This window comes from Arthrobacter wenxiniae (genome assembly GCF_013376105.1).
GTDB lineage: Bacteria > Actinomycetota > Actinomycetes > Actinomycetales > Micrococcaceae > Specibacter > Specibacter wenxiniae.
Genome location: NZ_JAAMFM010000006.1, coordinates 39,203 through 62,518 on the forward strand (window position 1 = coordinate 39,203; position 23,316 = coordinate 62,518).

Sequence of the window (23,316 nt, forward strand, 5' to 3'; positions counted from 1 at the left end):
CGGCCCTTGACAGCACGGCCACGAGCGGCACGGCCCTGGACAGCACGGCCATGAGCGGCACCGCGGCATTCGCTTCCACCGAAGCGGCGGCCTGGACCGGGCGGGCACCGCGGCCCCCGCGCGTTCTCAGCATCGCCGGGTCCGACCCCTCCGGGGGTGCGGGGATCCAGGCCGACATCAAGGCCATCTCCGCCCACGGCGGATACGCCATGGCGGCCATCGCCGCCCTGACGGCCCAAAACACGCAGGGCGTCCAGGGCGTCCACGTCCCCCCGGCGGCGTTCCTCACCCGGCAGCTGGAGAGCCTGTCAGCGGACATTGCCATAGACGCCGTCAAGATCGGCATGCTGGCCAACGCCTCGGTGATGGACGCCGTGGGGGAGTGGCTGGCGAAAACCCGGCCGCCCGTCGTCGTGCTTGACCCGGTGATGGTGGCCACGAGCGGCGATGCCCTCATGGACGCCGACGCCCGCGAGGCGCTGCTGCGCCTTCTCGGCCTGGCCCACCTGGCCACGCCCAACCTGGCCGAGCTGGCCGTCCTGGCCGGCGAACCCCCGGCAGCCACGTGGGAGGCCGCCCTGCGGCAGGGCAAGGCCCTGGCCGCCGCCCACGGCACGGCCGTGCTGGTCAAGGGCGGGCACCTGGAAGGGAACGAATGCCCCGACGCGCTGCTGGGACCGGACGGCTCCGTGGAAGTTTTTGCGGGCCCCCGGGTGGACACCGCCAACACGCACGGGACCGGCTGCTCGCTGTCCTCCGCGCTGGCCACACTGCAGGCCCGGACCGGCAGCTGGCCGGCCAGCGTGCGGCGCGCCAAGGCCTGGCTGACAGGCGCCCTGCGCACCGCCGATTCACTGGCACTGGGGCACGGCCACGGGCCCCTCAACCACTTCCATGAGCTGTGGGGCAGCCAGGCGCCGTCCGCCGGCGCCTTCACCCGCTCGCTGTGGGAGGACGTGGCGCCCCAGCGCGAGGCCATCTTCGCCCTCGACTTCATCAAGGACCTCGCCTCCGGCACGCTCGACGCCCGGCACTTTGCCTACTACCTGGCCCAGGACGCGCAGTACCTCAACGCCTATTCGCGCGTGCTCTCGCGTGCCAGCGCCCTGGCGCCCACCGAGGACGAACAGCGCTTCTGGGCCGACGGCGCGCAAAACTGCCTGGCCGTGGAGCTGTCGCTCCACCGCGACTGGCTCAGCCGGCACCCGCTGGACGTGGCCCAGGGGCCCGTGACCAAGCACTACGTGGACCACTTGCAGGCCGTGGCCTTCGCGGGCAGCTACGCCGAGGTGGCCGCCGCCGTGCTGCCCTGCTACTGGCTCTACGCGGAAGTGGGGCGCGTGCTGCACGCGGACTACCTGAAGGCAGGCCACCCGGAGGGAGGACACCCGGGGGACGACGGCGGCACTGAAGCGGGTGCGCACCCGTACGGCGAGTGGCTGGAGACGTACGCGGACGACGCCTTCGCCGAAGCCACGGCCCGGGCCGTGGCGATCGTGGACGCCGCGGCCGCACGCGGCTCCGAGCAGGAGCGGGCGCGCATGCGTGCGGCCTTTATCCATTCGGCCCAGTACGAGGTGGACTTCTTTGACGCGCCCCGCCGCCATGCCTGAGCCGGCGGGCTGCGGCGCCGGCGTGATGAACGCCACTGGTTCCGGCACATTTAAGCGGCGCGCCACGCCCCTGAACCCCGCCGTCCGGCCCGGATGTCGGCTAGGGTGGTGGGGCACGGTTTCGTTGAACGGGCGGGGTGGACGGGCAGCAGCCCGAATGCCGTCGCTCCGGCGCGGCGGAACCAGTCTCATTTGCGGCCGGGACAGGAATTAGCGTATTCTTGATCTTCGGTGCTTACGCCAACACTGAGGGCAACCACTCCATGGTAGAACTCCATTGAGGTCCACGGCGTTGAGGCACAATAATTCTTTGTAATAAACGTCGAGAGAAGTGAGTTCCCCAGTGGTGTACGCGATTGTCCGCGCAGGCGGCCGTCAAGAAAAGGTTTCCGTCGGAGACTACGTGACCATGAACCGCGTCCCCGGTGGAGTCGGCAGCACGCTTGAGCTGCCCGCTTTGCTCTTGGTTGATGGTGAGAAGCTCACCACTGCCGCGAAGGACCTGGCCAATGTGAAGGTTACGGCTGAGAAGCTGGAGGATCTTCGCGGGCCGAAGATTGTCATCCAGAAATTCAAGAACAAGACCGGCTACAAGAAGCGCCAGGGCCACCGTCAGGAACTGTCCAAGGTCAAGATCACCTCGATCGCGTAATTTTCGCTCCGCAGTCGACACAGATCCTCTTCAACAGTCTTTTAGTCAAAAGGTAGGCAATTCAAATGGCACATAAAAAGGGCGCGAGCTCCACTCGCAACGGTCGTGATTCCAACGCTCAGTACCTCGGCGTGAAGCGCTTCGGCGGCCAGGTCGTCAAGGCCGGCGAGATCATCGTCCGCCAGCGCGGCACCCACTTCCACCCCGGTGCGGGCGTGGGCATCGGCAAGGACGACACCCTGTTCGCCCTGGACGCCGGGGCAGTCGAGTTCGGCCAGCGCCGCGGACGCCGGGTTGTGAACATCGTCGCAGCTGCGGTCTAGCAGCAAAGCTTTTCTACGTGGAGCGGGCCGCCTGGCCCGCTCCACTGTGTTTTAACCTGTGGCGGTTCCACCCGCAGCGGGTTGGCACGACGGCATCAACACGCCGGCAATTACGCGCAGACTAGAATAAGAGTGCGCAACGGCATCATTAATCAAGGAGATTTCATTGGCCAGCTTTGTTGACCGGGTTGTTTTGCATGTATCCGGCGGGACTGGCGGCCATGGCTGCGTCTCTGTCAAGCGCGAAAAGTTCAAGCCACTGGGCGGGCCCGACGGCGGCAAGGGCGGGGACGGCGGCGACGTCATCCTGCGTGTGAGTTCCCAAACCACCACACTTTTGGACTACCACCACGCACCGCACCGCAACGGTGGCAACGGCGGTCCCGGCATGGGCGACTGGCGCGACGGCAAGATCGGCGAGACCCTGATCCTCGACGTGCCGGACGGCACCGTGGTCAAGGACAAGGCCGGCAAGGTCCTCGCCGACCTGGTGGGCGTCGGCACGGAGTTCATCGCGGCCGCCGGCGGCCAGGGGGGACTGGGCAACGCGGCGCTGTCCTCGCAAAAGCGCAAGGCGCCCGGTTTTGCCCTGCTCGGCGTGGAAGGAGGCCGGCGGGACATTGTCCTTGAGCTGAAGTCCATTGCGGACATCGCCCTGGTCGGTTTCCCCTCCGCCGGCAAGTCCAGCCTGATTGCGGCCATGTCCGCCGCGCGGCCCAAGATTGCCGACTACCCCTTCACCACCCTGGTGCCGAACCTTGGCGTGGTGGAGTCCGGGGACATCCGCTTCACCATCGCGGACGTCCCCGGCCTGATCGAGGGCGCCAGCGAAGGCAAGGGCCTGGGCCACAACTTCCTGCGCCACGTGGAACGCTGCGCCGCCCTGGTCCACGTCCTGGACTGCGCCGCGCTGGAGCCGGACCGCGACCCCATCTCCGACCTTGCCGTCATTGAACGGGAGCTTGACCGCTACGCCGTGGACATGAGCTTTGCGGGGGCTGACGGCGACGTGGTCCCCCTGAATGCGCGCCCGAGGCTGGTGGCGTTGAACAAGGTTGACGCCCCGGACGGCCGGGACATGGCTGAGTTCGTCAAGGGAGACCTCGAGGCCCGTGGCTACCGCGTCTTTGAAGTGTCTGCCGCCAGCCACGAGGGCCTGCGCCAGCTCGGATTCGCCATGGCCGAGATTGTCCAGGAAGCCCGCGACGCCGTGGCGGCCGCCCCCGCCAAGGCCACCCCCGTGATCCTGCGCCCCCGCGCCGTGAATGAAACCCCGTTCATCATCCGCCGCGAGGAAAAAAACCTGGAGCCGCTGTTCCGCGTCATCGGCGAAAAGCCGGAGCGCTGGGTCCACCAGACCGACTTCCAAAATGAGGAGGCCATCGGCTATCTGGCGGACCGCCTCGCCAAGGCCGGCGTCGAAACCGGGCTGTTCAAGGCCGGCGCCACGCCGGGGGACACCGTGGTGATCGGCGAGGACGACGCCATGGTCTTCGACTGGGAGCCCACCATGATGGGTGGCGCCGAGCACCTGGCCGCCCCGCGCGGCACCGACCTGCGCCTGCTGGACCTGGGCGACCGGCCCACCCGCGCCCAAAAGCGCGAGGAGCAGCAGGAGCGGCGCGACGCCAAGGCCGCGGCCCGGGCCGAACTGGAGGCCGAGCGCAAGGCCGGCGTCTGGACCGAATCCACCAGCCGGAAACACAGCAGGGACGCCGTCATCCAGGCCGATCTCGACGCCAGCGGCGGTGTTGCGGACGACGATGAGCTCTAGCGGACTGGCCGCACGGGCCGACGCCGGCACGCGGCAGTCGATCGCCACCGCGGCAAGGATTGTGGTCAAGGTGGGCTCGTCGTCGCTCACATCCGTGGCCGGCGGCATCTCCGAGGTGGCGCTGAAGAACCTGGTGGACGTGCTGGCACGCCGGCGCCTGCAGGGCACGGAGGTCATCGTGGTCTCCTCCGGAGCCATCGCCGCCGGGCTCCTGCCGCTGGGCCTGTCCCGGCGTCCCAAGGACCTGGCCACCCAGCAGGCCGCAGCGAGCGTGGGGCAGGGCCTGCTCATGGCGCACTACAACCACGCGTTCCTTGGGCACGGCGTCACGGTGTCCCAGGTCCTGCTGACCTCGGAGGACCTCACCCGGCGCAGCCAGTACGTCAACGCACACCGCGCCCTGGAGCGGCTGCTGCACCTGGGCGTGGTGCCCGTTGTCAACGAGAATGACACCGTCGCGACCCACGAGATCCGCTTCGGGGACAACGACCGGCTCGCGGCCCTGGTGGCGCACCTGGTCAAGGCCGACGCCCTGGTGCTGCTCTCCGACGTCGACTCCCTCTACGACGGCCCGCCGTCCGCCGGCGCCCGGCGCATCAGCACCGTTGACTCCCCCGAGGATCTCGAAGGCATTGTCATCGGCAGCGCCGGCCGGGCGGGCGTCGGCACCGGCGGCATGGCCACCAAGGTCCAGGCCGCGTTGATCGCCGCCGAAACCGGCATCCCGGCCCTGGTGACGTCCACCGAAAATGCCGCCGCCGCCCTCGTCGGGGACGACGTCGGGACGTGGTTCAGCATCAACGGCAGCAGGCGCCCCGTCCGCCTGTTGTGGCTGGCCCACCTGGCGGACATCCGAGGCCGCCTGGTGCTCGACGACGGGGCCGTCCGGGCCGTCTGCGAGCGTCACAAGTCGCTCCTGCCGGCAGGCATCACGGCCGTCACGGGCGACTTCGACGCCGGGGACGCCGTGGAGATCGCCGACGCCGCCGGGAACGTCATAGCCCACGGGCTGGTCAACTACCAGAGCGCGGACCTGCCGCTGATGCTGGGGCGCTCCACCAAGTCGCTCGCCAGGGAGCTGGGCCGCCAGTATGAACGCGAGGTGGTCCATGTGGACGACCTCGTCCTGGTCCGCGCCTGAGGCTCCCGCGCAACCTGGCCCGCGCATCGTTGGGACGGGTGGCCTAGACTTGAGGCATGACCGAGCAGATTGTTGAATACATTGCGGCACCCCTGGGCGACGGCACCGGAGGCGGCGCCCAAGCGCCGCTTGCCGGCCCCGAAACGGCCGGCTCCGAAACCGTTGCCGCCGAGGTCCGCGCCATCACCGAGCGGGCCCGCCGCGCCTCACGCCGCATGGCCGGGGCAAACCGCGCATGGAAGGACAGGGGCCTGCGCGCCATCGCCGCGGCCCTGCTGGGCAGCCAGGAACGCATCCTGGCCGCCAACGCCAGGGACGTTGCCGCCGGCGGCGAAAATGGCACCTCGGCAGCCATGCTGGACCGGCTCACACTGAGCCCGCAGCGGATCCAGGGGCTGGCCGACGCCCTGGAAAAGCTCGCCACCCTCCCGGACCCCGTGGGCAACGTGGTACGCGGCCAGACGCTGCCCAATGGCCTGCGGATGCGCCAGATCAACGTCCCCATGGGCGTGGTCGCCGCCATATACGAGGCGCGCCCCAACGTCACCGTGGACATCGCCGGCCTGGCCCTGAAGAGCGGCAACGCCGTGATCCTGCGCGGCGGAACGGCCGCCGGGCACACCAACGGGGCCCTGTTGGACATCCTGCGCGACGCCCTTGACTCGGTGAAACTGCCCTCCGACGCCGTCCAGTCCGTGGACAAGTACGGCCGCGAAGGCGCCAATCTGCTCATGAAGGCCCGCGGCCAGGTGGACGTGCTCATTCCCCGGGGCGGGCGCGAGCTCATCCAGACCGTGGTGCGCAACGCCGCCGTGCCGGTGATCGAGACCGGCGAGGGCAATGTGCACATCTTCATTGACGCCAGCGCCAAGGAGGAAATGTGCGTTGACATCCTGCTCAACGCCAAGACCCAGCGCCCCAGCGTGTGCAACACGGTGGAGACGCTGCTGGTCCACAGGGACTCCCCGGTGGCCCCCGCCGTCCTGAAGGCCCTGGCCGACGCAGGGGTCCGGCTCCATGTCGACGGGCGCATCGCGCCGCTGGTCCCTGCCGGGGCCGTGAGCTTCCCGGCCACCGACGAGGACTGGGCCACTGAATACATGGACCTGGACCTGGCCGTCAAGATGGTGGACTCCCTGCCGGAGGCCATTGCGCACATCCGCACCTGGAGCACCGGGCACACCGAGGCCATCCTCACCAACGACCTCGCCAACGCCGAAAGGTTCATCGCCGAAATTGACTCGGCCGCCGTCATTGTGAACGCCAGCACCCGCTTCACCGACGGCGGGGAACTGGGGCTGGGCGCGGAAGTGGGCATTTCAACCCAAAAGCTCCACGCCCGCGGACCCATGGGCCTGACGGAGCTGACCACCACCAAGTGGATTGTCCAGGGCGAGGGCCAGATTCGTGCCTGATCGGGGCCGCCCGCGTGGCCGGTGTGCCAGTGGCAACGGTTACCACGTACCATTAGAGGGAATCCACGCAACGAAGGCCGGGGTGCACAGCTGAAGTGTTCCCGGCCACCAACCCATAGGGGAGAAATAATGCTGACCCAGCTTGCCGGCGTCGTCCTTGCCGAAGCAGCCGCCCATGAAGAGCCGTGGCCGCTGATCGCCCCGCCATTTGTGATTGGCGGCGTCATGCTGGGCAGCCTGCTGCTGCTGATGTTTGTGTGCGTTTCCTTCATGAACCTGGGCAACCGCCACGAGGCTGTCGAGGTGGCCGACGACCCCCACAAGCAGCACACCAACAAGCACATGCACCACGACGGCCAGGCCTCCTCCGATCACTGACAGCCCGCGCACGGCACCCCCTTCCGGGGGCGCCGGCAACCGTCTCCGCGTCGGAGTCATGGGTGGAACGTTTGATCCAATCCACCATGGACACCTTGTCGCAGCCAGTGAGGTTGCGAGCGTCTTCAAGCTCGACGAGGTCATCTTCGTGCCCACCGGCGAGCCGTGGCAGAAGGCGAAGCGCAAGGTCAGTGCGGCCGAACACCGCTACCTGATGACTGTCATCGCGACGGCCGCGAACCCGCAGTTTACGGTCAGCCGGGTGGACATCGACCGTCCGGGGCCCACCTTCACCATTGACACGCTGCGTGACTTGAAAAGGATGCGCCCGCAAGCGGACCTGTTCTTTATCACGGGGGCGGATGCCATGGCGCAGATCATCTCGTGGAAGGACAACGAGGAGCTGTGGAACCTGGCACATTTTGTCGGTGTGACACGCCCGGGTCATGTGCTCGACGACATGGGCCGATCCGACGTAAGTTTGTTGGAAGTGCCCGCCATGGCAATCTCGTCCACGGATTGCCGCACACGGGTTCAGGAGCACAACCCCGTCTGGTACCTGGTGCCGGACGGAGTGGTGCAATACATTGCCAAATACGGGCTGTACGTACAGCCGGACAACAACCCGGGCGCACGGGCCCTGCCGGTGACTTCTAGTACTGAATGAGTAAGTGATGAGCAAGGAACAGGAGCCGGTTCGCAGCCGCAGGGAACTGCGGGAGGCGGACTTGGAGCAAAAACAGGGCGCGGCGGGCTACCCGCCGGTGCCATTTGTGGCTGCGCCCTCCACCCCCGCCGTGGACCGGCGCGCCCGGCGCACGCAGCCCGACGCCGGGCCGGCCAACGCCGGGCCGGCCAACGCCGGGCCGACCAACGCCGAAGGCCAGCCCGCGATGCCCGCCGCACCGAGCGCCGGGGCGAACGGCGCCGGCACCCCCGGGCCGCGCGAACGGCAGTCCCAGACGCGGGCCCGGGACCGGGCCGCGCTGCGGGCATACAAGGAACTGGTGGACGGCACGGTTCCGTCCGCCCCCCTTCCCTCCCGCCGAGCCCTGCGCCAGGCGCAGCTGGACGCCGAGCGGGCCCCCATTACGAGCATCAACCCGGTGGTGCAGCCGGCCAAGGCGGCTCCGGCAGGCAATGCCGTCCCGCCCTTGCCGCAGGCCGCCCCCGCCTCTTCGGCCGCACGGGCCAGCGCGGCTTCATCCGCACAGCCTGCCCGGGCAACCCCGGCCGGGCCAGCCTCCATGCGCGAGCCGGCACCGGGGCGGTCCGTGCAGCGCCAACCGGCAGCTCCCGCGCAGGCTGACACGTCTGTCCAGTCGCCGGCGGTCCAGCCGGCGCCGCCCCACCCCGCACCGGCCAAGCCGGCGGCCGCCTCCGCAGCGCCCGCGGAGCCCCGCCCCCGCGTGGGCCGCCGGGCCGCCGCGGGCGCTGCGGATGCGCTGCCGCACGGCGCAACGGCCACGAGACACACCACCGCTGCCGCGCCTTCGGCGGGTGCCGGCGAGCCAGCGACGGGCCCCTTGCCGGGCATGCCCTATCCTTCGGTGTCCGTGGGTCCCGGAATATCGGCCGGGCAGCCCCCGAGCACCGAGGAACTGCGGATGATGGCCGAACAGCGTGCCCAGTCCGAGCGCGCCGCCGTCCTGGACCAGCGCGCCCAGGCGCGGGAAAGGCTTGCCCAGGAGAGCGCCAAGAGCCGGCGCACGGCCGCCGATCCCACGGCCACCAACAACCTGGCCATGGTCACACCCATGGAGTTCGTCGACGTGCCCGGGGTGGACCGCCCCGTCCTGCGTCCGCCGTCGACCACGCATGTGCCCATCGTCACCAGGTCCACGCCCAAGCTGGCCCCGGCCCGCAGGCCCGGCTCGGGCAAGCCGTCGTCCGGGAAGCCGGCCGCAGCCGGGCCAGCCACCCCGCGCGACCCCAACGCGGAGCGCTTCGACGCCGCGCTGGCCGCCCGCGCCGTGCACCGCCCCGGGCCCGGCAGCCGCCCGCTCACGGGGGGCCGCAGCAGCACGCTGCAGCGCGCGGAAGCGATGGTTGCCGTTGTCCGTCCCGATGTTCCGGCCAGGCCGGGGTCCGTGACGCGAACCCAAATGCCGCCCATGCCCGCCGACTATGCCCATGGCCTTGAGCCGCTGGACGCGGTCACCGCCGGCTTGGGGCGCACCAAGCGCAACCTGCTCATTCAATGGGGCAGCATCATTCTTGGCGGTGCGGCACTGGTTGTCGGGGCCGTCATGTTCATTACCGCCCTGGCACACTAGGGCCGGGCCGGACTTACCAAAGGATACGTTAGTGACCGCAACCGAACACTCGATCGAGGTGGTCCGCGCAGCCGCACGGGCGGCGTCGGACAAGCTCGCCCAGGACCTCATTGCCCTCGATGTGAGCGACAGGCTGGCCATCACGGACATTTTCTTCATCGCCTCCGCCTCCACCGAGCGCCAGGTCAACGCCATCGTGGACGGCGTTGAGGACGAACTGCACAAGTTCGGCCTGCGGCCGGTCCGCCGCGAGGGCCGCTCGGGAGGGCGCTGGGTGCTGCTGGACTACGCCGACATAGTGGTGCACGTCCAACACGAGGAGGACAGGATTTTCTACGCCCTTGAACGCCTCTACGCGGACTGCCCGGTCGTGGACCTGCAGCTTTCCGACACCGACCCGTCGGTGAAGCCGGTGGCGCAGCAAAGCGTGGACGCCGAGTAGTTCCCATCAGCCACGAAGAAGGGGTGCCGACCGTGCCGCAACCTGCTGCTGCACAGTCCGTGCTGCAGCCCTCCGGCCCGCGCCGAAGGGTCATTTTTTGGCGGCACGGGCGGACCTCATGGAATGCGGCCCGCCGGTTCCAGGGCCAGAGCGACATACCACTGGATGAGGTCGGGACCGCCCAGGCGGACCGGGCCGCCGCCCTGCTGGCCGGCAAGCTGGCCGCGCTGCCGGTGCCCGGGGCCCTGAAAATTCTCTCCTCAGACCTCTCCCGGGCCTTCGACACGGCGAAGGCCCTCGCGGTGCTGACGGGCGAGGGCATCACGGTGGATCCGCGCCTGCGCGAAACGTTTGGCGGACGCTGGGAGGGCCTTTCCTTCGACGAAATTGAAAGGACCTACCCCGCCGAAATCAAGCTGTGGCAGCTTGACGAGCCCAACGTCCGCGCCGGCGGGGGAGAAACACGGCGGGAAGTGGCCGCACGCATGGTCGGCGCCATCCTCGACGGGATCGCCGCCGTGCCCGAAGGGGGAACCCTGGTGGTTGCGACACACGGCGGCGCCACCCGGGTGGCCCTGGCCAAGCTGCTGGGGCTGCCCGAGGGGCTCTGGCGCACGCTGTCCGGGCTGTCCAACTGCCACTGGTCGGTGGTGGAGCAGTCCCACCCGTCACTGGCCGGCGCGAGCGAGTGGCACTGGCGGTTGACCGAACACAACGTCGGCACCCTTCCGCAACCGTTCGAGGCCCCCGATGACCTGGCCGAACCGGTGGAGGATTAACGCGTCCACGGCGCCAATTCGGCACAAATCCGGGGCGGGAGACCCCGATTTGGCAACCTGAAGAAACGTGTTCTAGGATGGACAAGTTGCTTCGGCCACGACCGTCAGGTCTGGCAAAAGGAACAGGTTTGGGGCTGTGGCGCAGCTGGTAGCGCACCTGCATGGCATGCAGGGGGTCAGGGGTTCGAGTCCCCTCAGCTCCACCAAACACAGCGTGGTTTCCACGGTGGTTTGCAATTGAATACCAACACGTTTTGGGGCTGTGGCGCAGCTGGTAGCGCACCTGCATGGCATGCAGGGGGTCAGGGGTTCGAGTCCCCTCAGCTCCACCAAGACAAGAAGTCCGTACGCCGGACCGGCTCAAGCCGGCCGGCGTACGGACTTCTTCGTTGTGCCGGGCATCGCGCCTGTTGTGCCGGGCATCGCGCCTGCCGCCTCCTTCGCCAGAGACCCTGCCGGGCAGCGCCGGGGCGGCGGCGCGTGGATCAGTGCGACAATGGTGCCGTGCCTCCCTCCAACCCAGCCCCCGCCTCCCCAACCCCGCGCCATGGCCATGGTGGACCCCCGCGCCGCAACAACGCGTGCGGCCGGGCCCGGACGAGGGTGCTGCGGTGAGGTGCCCGTGCAACAGCGGCGACACGCTGCAAGGGTGCTGCGGGCGGTTCCTGGACGAGCCGGCGGACACGGCGTTCCCACCCACCGCCGAGGCCCTGATGCGTTCGCGCTACACCGCCTTTGCCACCGGAAACGCGCCCTACCTGCTGCGCACCTGGCACCCCGCCACCCGCCCGGCCGGCCTGGCCCTGGACCCGGACCAGCATTGGTACCGCCTGGACATCCTCGAAACGGTGCGCGGCGGTCCCTGGGACAACGACGGCACCGTCTCCTTCGAGGCCCGCTACAGGCAGCAGGGCACCGGCGGCCGCCTCACCGAGACCAGCCGCTTTGTGCGGCAGGGACGGCAGTGGCTCTACGTGGACGCCCTGGGCATGGATTCCCTGTAAGCGACGGACACCAGCTCGGCCGCGGCGTGCTACTCCTCGTCGGAGGTGCTGCCGCCCTCGATGGTCCGTCCCGGTTCGGCCCTTTCGGCCAAGGCGCGGCGCGCGTGCAGGATGTCCCCGATGAACCAGTCGTAGAGGTAGATGCCGATCACGCCCCCCACCAGGGGACCGACGATCGGCACCCAGAAGTACCAGCTAAACGCACCCGGCATCCCGCTCACCGTGCCCGGCAAGGCGACGTCGCCCCAACCGGCCATCCACGCAAACAGGCGTGGCCCAAAGTCACGGGCCGGGTTGATCGCGTAACCGGCGTTCGCGCCAATGGACATGCCAATTGCGGCGACGGCCAAACCGATCATGAGGGGCCCCAGGTTGGCCTTTACGGCCAGGTTGCGGATGTCAATGATGGCCACAATCAGGATGACCAGCAAGGCCGTGCCCACCACCTGGTCCACGAAGGGGATGGTCAGGTTGCCGTTGAAATACGGTGCCGGGAACGTGGCAAAAATGGAGAAGGTGATGAAGCCCTTTCCGGAATCCCTGGGCTGGTCCCCGAGGGCCTTGTTGAAGGCGTCAATGGCGTTGTAGTAGAGCAGGTACAGCAGTGCGGCCGCAGCAAACGCTCCGACGACCTGCGACACAATGTACGGAATGACCTTGTTCCAGGCGAACTTTCTCCGGACCGCGAAAGCCAGCGTCACGGCAGGGTTGATGTGGGCCCCGCTCACGCCACCCGCCACGTAGACGCCCATTGCAACGGCCAACGCCCAGCCCCAGGTGATGAGCAGCCAGTCGCCGGCACCCTGAAAGATGACATTGGGACCGGACGTGCGTCCGCTGCCCGGCAGCGCAGCCACCGCCATGGCCACCACCCCGTCACCAAAGAGAATGAGGACAAAGGTACCAAGGAACTCGGCAAGGCACTCACCCCACAAACCGCCTACCCGCTTCAGGCCGCTGCCATTGCGTACGGTGTTCCGCAACGGAGTAATCTCGCTCATGGTGACCCCTTAAGTCGTCTTTGACGGCGACATCGCTGTTGACTTGAGTGACTGTCTTGATTCTAGGACGGATGTGATGCGTTGCACATGTCGACTTTGTCACACGATGCCGGGGCCCAAACACGCGGCTAAACTGGGTGCATGCCCCGCCGCCGGGGACACTTTGAAGGGGCACCATGAACGGCATGCAGCACCCCGGCCCGGCCGGGTCGGAGAGCAACACTTTCAGCTTCCCCGAGCTGCGGCGCTTTCCCGACATCGAGGCGCCCAACCTGTTCGCGCATGACGCCACGGACGAGCTCATCCTGGCCGGCGCGGCCACGGCGCTGGCCGCACTGGCAGCCGGGACCGGAAACGCCGGGACCACCCGAAGCGGGTCCCTGGCCGTGGTGGGCGACCGCTACGGGGCCCTGACGCTGGGTGCCGCAGCCGCCCACGGCCTCAGCGGCATCCGCGTCCACCAGGATGCCCTCTCCGGCGAACTGGCCCTCGCCGCCAACGCCGAGCGGCTGGGCCTGGCCGGGCGCTACGCCGCCATGGACCTGTCGCCCGCCCTCGTCGACGGTGCCACCCTGGTTCTGTGGCAGCTGCCCCGGAGCCTGGACGAGCTCGAGGAAACAGCGGCGCTGCTCCGGGCCCACGCCGCGCCCGGCGTCCAGGTCGTCGCCGGGGGACGGGTGAAGCACATGGCACTGGCCATGAACGACGTCCTCGCCCGGCACTTCGAGGAGGTGGTGCCGGGCCGGGCCTGGCGCAAGTCACGCCTGCTCACGGTGGGCGGACCGCGGCAGGGGATGCCGGCGTCGGACTTCCCGCGCCGGGAGTTCAACGACGCCCTGGGCCTGTGGCTGTGCGCGCACGGGGCAACGTTTGGCGGCACCAAGCTCGACCTGGGCACCCGCTTCCTGCTGGACTTCATGCCCCGGATGCGCCCTGCGGCCACCGCCATTGACCTTGGCTGCGGCAACGGCAGCATTGCCGCGGCCTTGGTCTCGGCGCGCCCGGGGCTGAAGGTGTGGGCCACGGACCAGTCGGCGGCGGCCGTGGCGTCGGCCGCCGCAACGGCGGAAGTGAACGGGCTGGGGGAGCGGATCACGGCGGTGCGCGACGACGCCCTGGCCGGCTTCCCGGCCGGATCCGCCGACCTGGTGGTCCTCAATCCACCGTTCCACGTGGGGGCGGCCGTGCATGCCGGCATTGCCCTCAAGCTCTTTGACGCGGCTGCGCGGGTCCTGGCACCGGGCGGCGAACTGTGGACCGTCTACAACAGGCACCTTGACTACCGCCCGCAGCTGGAGAAACGCGTGGGCGCCACGGAGATCATGGGGCGCAACAGCAAGTTTACGGTGGCGCGCTCGTCCAGGGGCCTGAAGGGCAGGGGCGTGCCGGCCGTGGCGTGCGCGCCTGCCGTGGCTGGAAGGGGTAGTGTTTCAGCGGAGGTATTGGGGACCGGCCGCCAGCACGTTTGATTTATCAAGGAGTAGATGTTGGTTGTTCCCCAGGCAGGGGTGCCGCAGCGGCGCCGCGGCACGAATCTGCCCAAAATGGGCGACTTCAACCAGGCCGTCATCCTGGATTCCATCCGCCGCTCCGGGGAAGGCCTGAGCCGGGTGGAACTGGCAGGGTCGGCGGGGCTGGCCGCCCAGACGGTATCCAACATTTGCCGCCGGCTGCTGGACGCGGGGCTGATCATGGAGGCCGGGAAGGAAACGTCCGGCCCCGGCAAGCCCCGCACCATCCTGCGGCTGAACCCCAAGGGAATCTTCGCCGTCGGGGTCCACATTGACCCCGCGGTGACCAGCTTTGCCCTGGTGGACGCCGTGGGCACGGTGCTTGAATCGCTGGAACGGCCCACCGACCTGGCCAGCGCAGCCGGGGACGCCGTGGCCGTCATGGGCCGGGACATCCGGGACATCATCGATCGTTCAGGGGTGGACCGGCTCCGGCTGGCCGGGGTGGGAGTGGCAACGCCGGGGCCCATCGACGCCGCCAGCGGCACCGTGGTGGACCCGCCCCACATGCCCGGCTGGCTGAGGGTGCCGCTGCGCAGCATCCTCGAGGAGGCCACCGGGCTGCCGGTGGTCATGGACAAGGACGTCACGGCCGCTGCCGTGGCCGAGCTGTGGACCGCCTCCACCGCCAGCCCGCCCAGCATGGTCTACCTTTACATTGGCACGGGCATTGGTGCCGGGCTGGTCATCGGCGACGAAGTGGTGCGCGGCGCCTCCGGCAACGTGGGCGAGATCGGCCATCTCATCGCCGACCCCGACGGCCCCGAGTGCGACTGCGGGCGCAGGGGCTGCGTCAAAGTCACCTGCATGCCCGAAACGCTTGTGGCGGAGGCCCGGGAACTGGGCGTGCTGCCCGCTCCGGACCCGGGCAACCCGGCCAGCCTGCACCGGGACCTGGAGGCGCTGGCGGCGGCTGCGGAGAACGGCGACGCGGCGGCCGCCGGCGTACTGGCACGCTCCGCCCGCCGCATGGCCGGCGTCGTCTCGGCGCTGGCGAGCCTGCTGGATGTTGACAGGGTGGTCTTTGGCGGCCCGTTCTGGCCGCCGCTCTCCGCCACCTACCTGGCGCAGGTACCCGAGATCGTCCGGCAGCTCAGTGTGACCAACACCGTCCACGCCCTGGACATCGCCGGCACGCGGCTGTTCCCGGGCGAGGAAGCCGTCGGGGCGGCCTGCCTCGTCATGGAAAAGACCTTCAGCCCCAACGCCGCCCGGCTGCTGCTGGACGCCAAGGACTGAAGCGGCTAGTCCGCATCCTCCCGGACCTCGCCGTAGGGGATGGTTTCATCCAGGTGGGCCTGGATGCCGTGTGGCAGCATGACCACCTTGACGCCGTGGAGCTGGTCCGCCGCCGACTGGCGCAGGATGGGAAGCACGGTGGCCGTGAAGTCCTCATCCTTGTCCTCGATGTAGGCAAGGTATGACTCGGGTAATTGTTTCATGCCCCCACAGTAGTCCGGGCCCGCCGGGGTGCACAGGGGCGCACGGGAACTTCGCCCCATTCTGGCAGGTGGCCCATTCTGGCAGGTGGCACGGATCCGCGGCCTGGAACGGGGCATCGGCACCAGGGTGTGGGCGCCCGTGTCCCGGGCGATGAGGCCGGGGACTTTGACTGGAGGTCCGCCGCCCGCTCAGGCGCGCCACCGGTCAAGGGCCACGTCGGCCGCCGCCAGTCCGCTTCAGTCCGGACCCGTCCGTCGAGGGCGGTCGCCCAGTGACGGTGCTTAACTCAGTGACGGCCCTTAATTCGGGGAATCGGCGCCAAAGGCCTGCAACATAGTTCAAATCGACGGTCACAATCCGTAAAAACATGTCAAAATTCGGTTCCGGACTTGTTGCGCGCCGCCGCCCTGCGTAGTGTGGGTGTTGCGTTAGTTTCCCAACGTGTGTCAGCGACCCTTCGACTTCGTCAAGGGTGTGGGTGCCCCCATGTGGGCCTGACATTTGCTTGTCGGAACGCCGCGCCGGCCGCCTTCGGCGGTGCTGGTGCCGCGCGTCCGCCGCCACTTAAACGACAGCCCGTCCTGCCCCCCGGCTTTCTAGACGCCGCGCGGGGTTGGCCGACCCCTCGCCAAGGAACAGCAAATGTCCCCACCCAGTCCCCATGGCGCGCCCCCTGGCGCCAGCGCACCGATCGCGCTTTCCTACGAACTTTTTCCGCCCCTCAACGCTACGGCTTCGGCGTCGCTGTGGGGCACCATCCGCGAGCTCGAGGCCACCAACCCCGACTATGTCTCCGTCACCTACGGGGCCAACGGCAGCAACCGGGACACCGCCGTCGAACTGCTCAACCGGCTCCTGACCGAAAGCACCCTGCGGCCGCTGGCCCACCTGACCTGCGTGGGCCACACGGCCGACGAGCTGGCCGGGATCATCTCCGAACTCCTGGACCACGGCGTGCGCGGCATCCTGGCCCTGCGCGGCGACCTGCCCCAGGACCCCGCCGACGGCCCCAGGCCGGGATCGCTGAGGTACGCCCAGGACCTGATCGAGCTGATCCGGAGCGTGGAGCAGCAACGGTCCGCGCTGCTGTGCGCCGGCAGGGTGGCCATCGGCGTCGCGGCCTACCCGGCCAAACACCCCGAGTCGCCCTCCATTGAGCACGATGTGGAGGTGCTCCTCGCCAAGCAGCGCTCGGGCGCCGACTTCGCCATCACCCAGGTGTTCTTCCATGCGGACCAGTACCGGGAGCTGGTGGTCCGGGCCCGCCGTGCCGGCGTCACCATCCCGGTCATCCCGGGTGTCATGCCGCTGACCAGCCTGCGCCGTGTCAGGCGCCTGGGCGAGCTGACCGGCGTCGAACCCGCCCCTGCGCTGCTGGACGCGCTGCGCCGGGCCGCCGACCCCGCAGACGGGCGGCGGATCGGCGTGTCCGCCACCGTGGACCTGGCCCGTGCGGCCCTTGACGCCGGCGCCCCCGGCATCCACCTGTACACCTTCAACGAACACGGCGCCGCCCTGGACGTGCTGGACAAGCTCCAGCTGCCGCGCCCGGCACGTCCCGCGCCGCTCCGGCGCACCGCCATCCCCGAACTTGTGCAGGCCTAGGAACCCCCCGGCCTGCTTTGACGTTGACCCACCGCCCAACCGTAAGGAAATTTCCATGAGCAACACCCCCGCATTCCCCGCCGCCTCCCTCCTCGGCTACCCGCGCATCGGCCGCCGCCGCGAACTTAAGAAGGCCGTTGAAGCATTCTGGGCCGGCACGATCGACGAGGCCGCCCTGGACACCGCCGCCCAGGAAATCCAGCTCGCCACAGCCCGCCGGCTCTTTGACCTGGGCCTGACCGAGGCCGCGGCCATCCCCGGGACGTTCTCCTTCTACGACCAGGTCCTGGACGCCACCACCCACATCGGCGCGGCCCCGGCCCGGTTCGGCGAGCTGCGCAATTCCGCCGGCGAACTGGACATCAACGCCTACTTCACGCTGGCCCGCGGCACCGTCGAACAGCAGCCGCTGGAAATGACCAAATGGTTCGACACCAACTACCACTACCTGGTGCCGGAGATCGGCCCGGAGACCAACTTCGCCGTCACCTCCAACCGCATCGTGGAGCAGTTTGAACTGGCCAAGGCCAACGGGTTCACCACCCGCCCGTACCTGGTGGGCCCTGTCACCTACCTCCTGCTGAGCAAGGCCTCCGACGACGCGCCGGCCGGTTTCTCCCCGCTGTCGCGCCTCGAGGACGTGCTGCCCGTCTATGCGGAGCTGCTCTCGCGCCTGGCCGCCGCAGGCGCCACCTGGGTGCAGCTGGACGAGCCCGCCCTCGTCGCGGACCAGGACGTTCCCGTCGCGGAAATCGAGGCCGCCGTGGCCCGCAGCTACGAGGTGCTCACCTCCGCCGCGCAGCGCCCGGCGGTCCTGGTCTCCACGCCCTACGGCGCCCTGGCGGAGCTGCTGCCCACGCTTGCCGCCACCGGTGTCGAGGCCCTCCACATCGACGCCTTCAAGGGTGCCGTCCCGTCCGCCGAGGAACTGGCCCTGCTGGCCGGCAAGACCGTGGTGGCGGGCGTGGTTGACGGGCACAACATCTGGCGCAACGACCTCGCCGAGTCCGCCGCCCGCCTGGACGCGCTGAAGGCCGCCGGCCTGGACGTGGCCGTCTCCACCTCCACCTCGACCCAACACGTCCCGCACGACGTGGACGAGGAAACGCAGCTTTCGGCGGAACTGCGCAGCTGGCTGGCGTTCGCCGACCAAAAGGTCGGCGAAGTGGTGACACTGGCCGCCTACGTGGGGGACCCGGCGTCGGCCGCCGGCGCCATTGCCGAGGCCTCCGCAGTCATCGCCTCCCGCGCGGCGGCAGCCGGTGTCAAACGCCCCGAGGTGCGTGCCCGCCTCGCGGCCCTGACCACCGCGGACTTCAACCGCTCCGACTACGCGGTGCGCGAGGCCGCGCAGGAGCAGTCCCTGCACCTGCCGCCCCTGCCCACCACCACGATTGGCTCCTTCCCCCAGACCAGCGAGATCCGCGGCGCGCGCGCCCGCGCCAACAAGGGCGCCATCACCGGCGAGGCCTACACGCAGTTGATGAAGGATGAGATCAAGCGCGTGGTGGACCTGCAGGAAGAGCTCGGCTTTGACGTGCTGGTGCATGGCGAGCCCGAGCGCAACGACATGGTCCAGTACTTTGCCGAAAACCTCGAAGGCTTTGACGTCACGGTGCACGGCTGGGTGCAGTCATACGGCAGCCGGTGCACGCGCCCGTCCATACTCTGGGGCGACGTCACCCGCGAGCAGGCCATCACCGTGGAGTGGGCGGCCTTTGCGCAGTCGCTGACGCAGAAGCCCATGAAGGGCATGCTGACGGGGCCGGTGACGATCCTGGCGTGGAGCTTTGTCCGCGACGACCAGCCGCTGGGCGAGACCGCCAACCAGGTGGCGCTGGCCCTGCGGGACGAGATCGCGGACCTGGAGGCCGCCGGGATCAAGGTCATCCAGGTGGACGAGCCCGCCCTGCGCGAGCTGCTGCCGCTGCGCCGCGCCGCCCAGCCCGCCTACCTGGACTGGTCCGTGAACTCCTTCCGCCTCGCCACGGCCGGCGCCGCCGACGGCACCCAGGTCCACACGCACCTGTGCTACTCCGAGTTCGGCGTGGTCATCGACGCCATTGACGGCCTGGACGCCGACGTCACCTCCATCGAGGCCGCCCGCTCCCGCATGGAGGTTGTCAACGACCTCGAAAGCCACGGCTTCGGCCGCGGGGTGGGCCCGGGCGTGTACGACATCCACAGCCCCCGCGTCCCCGGCCAGGCCGAGGTCTCCGAACTGCTCGGCAAGGCCGTCAAGCACGTTCCCGCCCGCCAGCTCTGGGTCAACCCGGACTGCGGCCTGAAGACCCGCGGATACGCCGAGACCGAGGAGTCCCTGCGCAACCTGGTGGCCGCCACCAAGGAAGTGCGCGCCCAGCTGGTGTAGCGTCCGGGCCTTTGGCCTTGGGCCCTGGGGCCTTGGGTCCTTTGCCTGAAGTGCGACGGCGGTCCCCGCCCCTCCCGCGGGAGGCGGGGACCGCCGTCGCACTTTAAGCCGACCCAGCTGTACCTGGCAGTCTCCCCTCCACAGGCCGTGCCGCGGTGCTGGAAGTGCACATTGTGGGCAATGGGGCTTTTGGCGCCGTTCCGGGAACGCAAGGATGGAAGAAAGGCGCGGGACTGCCGCAGGGGCGTCCCGGTTCCGGCAAGGTGCGGGGAGGAGGTGCGGCAGGTGGAGATGCCCGAGTGGTTGCAGGAAGGCGCCGACGCTGCTGGCGCCTCCGTGGAAGGCTCCGCCGCTGGCGTGGTTGAGCAGGCACGCTTCTTCGTTGCCGGCGTGGCGGACGGACTGGATGTGCGGCTGCTGGAACTGGCTGACAGGCAATTCGCCGACACAGTTGAATTGGCCTCCGGGGCACGCACGGGGGAGCCCGTCCCTGTTGACGGACGGGTCCGTGGGTTCGTCGAGGCTGCGGGACCGGTGCTCATTGACGCGATTCGCGAGCTGGAGAACGTCAAGAACGCCGCCTGCGCCGCCCAGGCCAAGGCCGAGGTGCTGTTCGAGGTCATCGAGCGGACACGCCAGGTCCAGGCAGGCGTCGGCGCGAGCGCGCTGGGGAGGGGGACGGTTCTGGCAGTGGCGTTCGCGCGCCGGGAATCGCAGTGGATGGCCAGCCGGCACATGGCCTCGGCCGCCCGGATCGTCCGTGAAATGCCGCGGACCCTTGAGGCGTGTTCGAACGGCATTCTCTCGGAGCGCCGGGCAGCGATCATTGTATCGGGCACTGACTATCTCACGCGGGAACAGCGCGGGGACGTGGACCAGGCGATTGCCGGGGACCCCGACACGCTGGAAGTCCTGGGGGACAAGGAACTCGACGCAGCGGTCAAGCAGATGGCCTACGCGTTTGACCGGGAAGCCTTCACCAAGCGCCTGCGCAAGGCGGAATCCGAGCGCCATGTGAATCTGAAGCCCGTGGCGGACGGCATGGCTGAACTGAAGGCGCTGCTGCCGCTCAAGCACGGCGTGGCCGTGCTCAAGACACTGACGGCTGTGGCCGAGTCCGCCCGGAATGCCGGGGACAAACGCACCAAGGGGCAGTTGATGGCGGACGTGCTGACGCACCGGCTGTGCCGGCACCTCCCGTGTGACGGCGAAGCTCAGGCAGGTCCGGCGGACCAGCGTGATCCCGCAGGGCAGGCTGCCGCCGTCGCGAACAGTGACTGCCTCACGGCCGGATCCGCAGACATCCACCTCGACCTGATCATGACGGACAGGGCGCTGTTTGACGGAGCCGCCGATCCCGCCGTCCTCACCGGCTACAGCCCCATTCCCGGCCCGGCCGGGCGGGAGCTGGTCTTGAACAGTGCGGGGCAGGCCCAGGTGTGGCTGAGGCGCCTCTATACGCACCCCGAAGCCAACGCCCTCATGTCCATGGATTCCAGAAGCAGGCTCTTTCCCGACACCATGAAGCGCTTCCTCTTCGACCAGGACCAGATCTGCGCCAACCCATGGTGCGGGGCACCCATCAGGGACTACGACCACATCAAGTCGTTCACGGCGGGAGGACCCACCGCAGTCTCCAACGGGCAAGGGCTTTGCCAGGGCTGCAACCTGGCCAAGGAAGCGCCAGGGTGGGAAAGCGTGGCTGCCGCCGGCCCGGACGGCCGCCCCATAACCCTGGTCAGGACCCCCACGGGGCACAGCTACAGCTCGACCCGGCCGGTCCTGCCGGGCAGGACTCGGCCGCGGGGCAGTCCGCGGCGCACTCCCCCCGGTCTGACTGATCCCCAGGCTGAGGGGCCAAGACCCGGGTAGATTGAGACCATGAGCACAGAGGAGTCGCGGGCCGACGACGTTGACGAAACCGCAGCCGATGGAGCCGGTGTTGGACCGGAAACTGTTGAATCCGCGACTGCCGGCCGGACGGTCGTCGACCCGGCTGGCGTGGACACGCCGGCGGCCCGGCCACCGGGGTCCGTCGGGTCCTTGGTGGCGGCCGCCCGGGCCGTCTTCGACTCCGGCGTGACCCGGCCGGTGGCGTGGCGGAGGGACAGGCTCAAGGCCATGAACCGGATGCTTCTGGAGCACCGCGGCGACTTCACGGCCGCACTCGCAGCGGACCTCGGCAAGCACCCTTCCGAATCCTGGCTGACGGAGCTCGGCTTCCTGGCCTCCGAGATCACCCACACCATCAAGCACCTGGACCAATGGCTCGCCCCGCGCAGGGCTGACGTCCCGCTGGCACTCCAGCCGGCCAAGGCGCACACCATCCTGGAGCCACTGGGCGTCGTGCTCGTCATTGCCCCCTGGAACTACCCGATCCAGCTGGTCCTGGCCCCTGTCATTGGGGCACTCGCAGCCGGCAACACGGTGGTGGCCAAACCAAGCGAAATGGCACCGGCCTGCGCCGCGGCGCTGGCCCGGTGGATTCCCGTCTACCTGGGCGGAGCCGTCACGGTGGTGGAGGGCGGGGTCCCGGAAACCAGTGCCCTGTTGGAGGAACGGTTCGATCACATCTTTTACACCGGCAACGGGCGTGTGGGCTCGATTGTCATGGCCGCAGCAGCCAGGCAGCTCACGCCGGTCACGCTGGAGCTGGGCGGCAAGTCGCCGGTGTACATCGACGACACGGTTGACATGAAGGCCGCAGCGGCGCGCATTGCCTGGGGGAAGTTCATGAATGCGGGGCAGACCTGCGTGGCGCCGGACTATGTCCTGGGGACGGCAAGCGCACTGTTCAACCTGGCGGCGGAACTGCCGCAGGCCATCCGCGCCATGTATGGCGGGGCACCCTCCAGAAGTGGTGCCTACGGGCACATGGTCAGCGACGCCGCGTTTGGCCGAGTTGCCGCCATGCTGGACCATGACCTGCGGCAGGACGGCACCAGGATGGTCACAGGCGGCCGCAGCGATCCTGCCACGCGCTACATCGAGCCCACGGTCCTCCATGTGGAGGCAGGGGCGGTGCTGATGGAGGAAGAGATCTTTGGGCCCGTACTGCCGCTCGTAACCGTCGAGTCGGCGGCAGACGCCGTCAGGTTCGTCAATGCGCGGGACAAGCCGTTGTCGCTGTACGTGTTCAGCGAGGACCGTGGTGTGCGGAAGGCATTTACGGAACAGACGTCGTCGGGCGCACTGAACTTCGGGGTGCCGGCGGCCCACCTGTCGGTTCCGGGACTGCCCTTCGGCGGGGTCGGCGGGAGCGGCATGGGCGCCTACCACGGGCAGCATTCCGTGGAGACGTTCTCCCACAGGAAGGCCGTGCTTGACAAGCCCCTGGCCCCGGACACCCTAGGCCTGATCTATCCGCCGTTCGGTGCCCTGAAGCGGCAGGTCATCAAGCGCTTCGTGGCGCCGGCCGGGAGGAGATTCGGAAAGAACTAGCACCCGCCGCGGCCAAGCGGCCCACAACGGGCGGCAAAGGTGATGTCGTCGACGATCGTGGTCCCGGCACCGGCTGATTCAACGGTGCCCACGAACCGGCGGGGGTGCCCTGCATCCTGGACCAAAGACGTCATGCGGAGGCGGACA

General features: G+C 69.0%; 21 protein-coding genes and 2 tRNA genes. 20 read left to right on the plus strand and 3 right to left on the minus strand.

Translation table 11 applies throughout. The features are described 5' to 3' along the window. Positions 1 to 50: 50 nt before the first annotated feature. The 14 genes from thiD (at position 51) to G6034_RS19755 (ending at position 11,797) form a co-directional block, all read left to right on the plus strand. Positions 51 to 1,613 (plus strand): bifunctional hydroxymethylpyrimidine kinase/phosphomethylpyrimidine kinase, encoded by a 1,563-nt coding sequence (thiD, locus tag G6034_RS06230; RefSeq protein ID WP_176634340.1) that lies wholly within the window; start codon positions 51 to 53, stop codon positions 1,611 to 1,613. A gap of 343 nt (positions 1,614 to 1,956) precedes the next feature. Next, positions 1,957 to 2,265, plus strand: a complete 309-nt coding sequence (gene rplU, locus G6034_RS06235) for a 50S ribosomal protein L21 (RefSeq protein WP_113718067.1) — start codon at positions 1,957 to 1,959, stop codon at positions 2,263 to 2,265. A gap of 65 nt (positions 2,266 to 2,330) precedes the next feature. Then, positions 2,331 to 2,588, plus strand: coding sequence for a 50S ribosomal protein L27 (gene rpmA, locus G6034_RS06240; RefSeq protein WP_113718066.1), 258 nt, complete (start codon positions 2,331 to 2,333; stop codon positions 2,586 to 2,588). 166 nt (positions 2,589 to 2,754) lie between these two features. After that, positions 2,755 to 4,362 carry a GTPase ObgE gene (gene obgE, locus G6034_RS06245; RefSeq protein WP_176634246.1) on the plus strand — a complete coding sequence of 536 codons (1,608 nt, stop codon included), beginning with the start codon at positions 2,755 to 2,757 and terminating at the stop codon, positions 4,360 to 4,362. Next, positions 4,352 to 5,503: a glutamate 5-kinase gene (proB, locus tag G6034_RS06250; RefSeq protein ID WP_176634247.1), complete on the plus strand. Its 1,152-nt coding sequence runs from the start codon at positions 4,352 to 4,354 to the stop codon at positions 5,501 to 5,503. Before obgE ends, proB begins: the two co-directional genes overlap by 11 nt. A gap of 56 nt (positions 5,504 to 5,559) precedes the next feature. After that, on the plus strand, positions 5,560 to 6,918 hold the full coding sequence (locus G6034_RS06255; RefSeq protein WP_176634248.1) for a glutamate-5-semialdehyde dehydrogenase: 1,359 nt from the start codon (positions 5,560 to 5,562) through the stop codon (positions 6,916 to 6,918). 129 nt (positions 6,919 to 7,047) lie between these two features. Beyond that, positions 7,048 to 7,296 carry a hypothetical protein gene (locus G6034_RS06260; protein WP_176634249.1) on the plus strand — a complete coding sequence of 83 codons (249 nt, stop codon included), beginning with the start codon at positions 7,048 to 7,050 and terminating at the stop codon, positions 7,294 to 7,296. Between the two features lie 58 nt (positions 7,297 to 7,354). After that, positions 7,355 to 7,963 (plus strand): nicotinate-nucleotide adenylyltransferase, encoded by a 609-nt coding sequence (nadD, locus tag G6034_RS06265; protein ID WP_176634250.1) that lies wholly within the window; start codon positions 7,355 to 7,357, stop codon positions 7,961 to 7,963. Positions 7,964 to 7,970: 7 nt separating this feature from the next. Further along, a complete protein-coding gene (locus G6034_RS19750) occupies positions 7,971 to 9,572 on the plus strand; it encodes a hypothetical protein (protein WP_176634251.1) in 1,602 nt (533 codons plus the stop codon). Positions 9,573 to 9,603: 31 nt separating this feature from the next. Beyond that, positions 9,604 to 10,014: a ribosome silencing factor gene (gene rsfS / locus G6034_RS06275; RefSeq protein WP_176634252.1), complete on the plus strand. Its 411-nt coding sequence runs from the start codon at positions 9,604 to 9,606 to the stop codon at positions 10,012 to 10,014. A 32-nt stretch (positions 10,015 to 10,046) separates the two neighbouring features. Beyond that, positions 10,047 to 10,793, plus strand: a complete 747-nt coding sequence (locus tag G6034_RS06280; RefSeq protein WP_343037955.1) for a histidine phosphatase family protein — start codon at positions 10,047 to 10,049, stop codon at positions 10,791 to 10,793. Positions 10,794 to 10,923: 130 nt separating this feature from the next. Next, a tRNA-Ala gene (locus tag G6034_RS06285) sits at positions 10,924 to 10,999 on the plus strand. Positions 11,000 to 11,049: 50 nt separating this feature from the next. After that, a tRNA-Ala gene (locus G6034_RS06290) sits at positions 11,050 to 11,125 on the plus strand. Positions 11,126 to 11,404: 279 nt separating this feature from the next. Continuing rightward, entirely contained in the window at positions 11,405 to 11,797 is a 393-nt protein-coding gene (locus G6034_RS19755) for a YchJ family protein (RefSeq protein ID WP_343037956.1), read from the plus strand. 29 nt (positions 11,798 to 11,826) lie between these two features. On the opposite strand, the gene G6034_RS06300 is transcribed toward G6034_RS19755, so the two are convergent. Beyond that, entirely contained in the window at positions 11,827 to 12,798 is a 972-nt protein-coding gene (locus G6034_RS06300; RefSeq protein WP_176634253.1) for an MIP/aquaporin family protein, read from the minus strand. 176 nt (positions 12,799 to 12,974) lie between these two features. Between G6034_RS06300 and G6034_RS06305 the strand changes: the two genes are divergently transcribed. Then, positions 12,975 to 14,267: a class I SAM-dependent methyltransferase gene (locus tag G6034_RS06305; protein ID WP_343037957.1), complete on the plus strand. Its 1,293-nt coding sequence runs from the start codon at positions 12,975 to 12,977 to the stop codon at positions 14,265 to 14,267. 15 nt (positions 14,268 to 14,282) lie between these two features. Next, the gene (locus G6034_RS06310) at positions 14,283 to 15,548 is read left to right on the plus strand and encodes an ROK family transcriptional regulator (protein WP_246295353.1); all 1,266 of its coding nucleotides are present in this window, start codon (positions 14,283 to 14,285) and stop codon (positions 15,546 to 15,548) included. A gap of 5 nt (positions 15,549 to 15,553) precedes the next feature. Here G6034_RS06310 and G6034_RS06315 read toward each other — a convergent pair whose 3' ends face one another. Then, the gene (locus G6034_RS06315) at positions 15,554 to 15,751 is read right to left on the minus strand and encodes a hypothetical protein (protein ID WP_176634254.1); all 198 of its coding nucleotides are present in this window, start codon (positions 15,749 to 15,751) and stop codon (positions 15,554 to 15,556) included. Positions 15,752 to 16,394: 643 nt separating this feature from the next. Between G6034_RS06315 and G6034_RS06320 the strand changes: the two genes are divergently transcribed. The 4 genes from G6034_RS06320 (at position 16,395) to G6034_RS06335 (ending at position 23,169) form a co-directional block, all read left to right on the plus strand. Next, positions 16,395 to 17,357: a methylenetetrahydrofolate reductase gene (locus G6034_RS06320; RefSeq protein ID WP_176634255.1), complete on the plus strand. Its 963-nt coding sequence runs from the start codon at positions 16,395 to 16,397 to the stop codon at positions 17,355 to 17,357. Positions 17,358 to 17,412: 55 nt separating this feature from the next. Beyond that, positions 17,413 to 19,728 (plus strand): 5-methyltetrahydropteroyltriglutamate--homocysteine S-methyltransferase, encoded by a 2,316-nt coding sequence (gene metE, locus G6034_RS06325; protein WP_176634256.1) that lies wholly within the window; start codon positions 17,413 to 17,415, stop codon positions 19,726 to 19,728. 291 nt (positions 19,729 to 20,019) lie between these two features. Further along, positions 20,020 to 21,600, plus strand: coding sequence for an HNH endonuclease (locus G6034_RS06330; RefSeq protein WP_246295361.1), 1,581 nt, complete (start codon positions 20,020 to 20,022; stop codon positions 21,598 to 21,600). 9 nt (positions 21,601 to 21,609) lie between these two features. Continuing rightward, positions 21,610 to 23,169: an aldehyde dehydrogenase family protein gene (locus G6034_RS06335; protein WP_176634258.1), complete on the plus strand. Its 1,560-nt coding sequence runs from the start codon at positions 21,610 to 21,612 to the stop codon at positions 23,167 to 23,169. On the opposite strand, the gene G6034_RS06340 is transcribed toward G6034_RS06335, so the two are convergent. After that, complete coding sequence (locus G6034_RS06340; RefSeq protein WP_176634259.1) at positions 23,166 to 23,303, minus strand: hypothetical protein; 138 nt, start codon at positions 23,301 to 23,303, stop codon at positions 23,166 to 23,168. The two genes, G6034_RS06335 and G6034_RS06340, sit on opposite strands and share 4 nt — an antisense overlap. Positions 23,304 to 23,316: the final 13 nt, after the last annotated feature.

Bases quoted from the DNA above. Each gene is read 5' to 3' on its own strand.
- thiD (WP_176634340.1), top strand. From the start codon at position 51: ATGAGCGGCACCGCGGCATTCGCTTCCACCGAAGCGGCGGCCTGGACC.
- rpmA (WP_113718066.1), top strand. From the start codon at position 2,331: ATGGCACATAAAAAGGGCGCGAGCTCCACTCGCAACGGTCGTGATTCC.
- proB (WP_176634247.1), top strand. From the start codon at position 4,352: ATGAGCTCTAGCGGACTGGCCGCACGGGCCGACGCCGGCACGCGGCAG.
- G6034_RS06255 (WP_176634248.1), top strand. From the start codon at position 5,560: ATGACCGAGCAGATTGTTGAATACATTGCGGCACCCCTGGGCGACGGC.
- G6034_RS06260 (WP_176634249.1), top strand. From the start codon at position 7,048: ATGCTGACCCAGCTTGCCGGCGTCGTCCTTGCCGAAGCAGCCGCCCAT.
- nadD (WP_176634250.1), top strand. From the start codon at position 7,355: ATGGGTGGAACGTTTGATCCAATCCACCATGGACACCTTGTCGCAGCC.
- G6034_RS19750 (WP_176634251.1), top strand. From the start codon at position 7,971: ATGAGCAAGGAACAGGAGCCGGTTCGCAGCCGCAGGGAACTGCGGGAG.
- G6034_RS06300 (WP_176634253.1), bottom strand. From the start codon at position 12,798: ATGAGCGAGATTACTCCGTTGCGGAACACCGTACGCAATGGCAGCGGC.
- G6034_RS06305 (WP_343037957.1), top strand. From the start codon at position 12,975: ATGAACGGCATGCAGCACCCCGGCCCGGCCGGGTCGGAGAGCAACACT.
- G6034_RS06310 (WP_246295353.1), top strand. From the start codon at position 14,283: ATGTTGGTTGTTCCCCAGGCAGGGGTGCCGCAGCGGCGCCGCGGCACG.
- G6034_RS06315 (WP_176634254.1), bottom strand. From the start codon at position 15,751: ATGAAACAATTACCCGAGTCATACCTTGCCTACATCGAGGACAAGGAT.
- G6034_RS06320 (WP_176634255.1), top strand. From the start codon at position 16,395: ATGTCCCCACCCAGTCCCCATGGCGCGCCCCCTGGCGCCAGCGCACCG.
- metE (WP_176634256.1), top strand. From the start codon at position 17,413: ATGAGCAACACCCCCGCATTCCCCGCCGCCTCCCTCCTCGGCTACCCG.
- G6034_RS06330 (WP_246295361.1), top strand. From the start codon at position 20,020: ATGCCCGAGTGGTTGCAGGAAGGCGCCGACGCTGCTGGCGCCTCCGTG.
- G6034_RS06335 (WP_176634258.1), top strand. From the start codon at position 21,610: ATGAGCACAGAGGAGTCGCGGGCCGACGACGTTGACGAAACCGCAGCC.
- G6034_RS06340 (WP_176634259.1), bottom strand. From the start codon at position 23,303: ATGACGTCTTTGGTCCAGGATGCAGGGCACCCCCGCCGGTTCGTGGGC.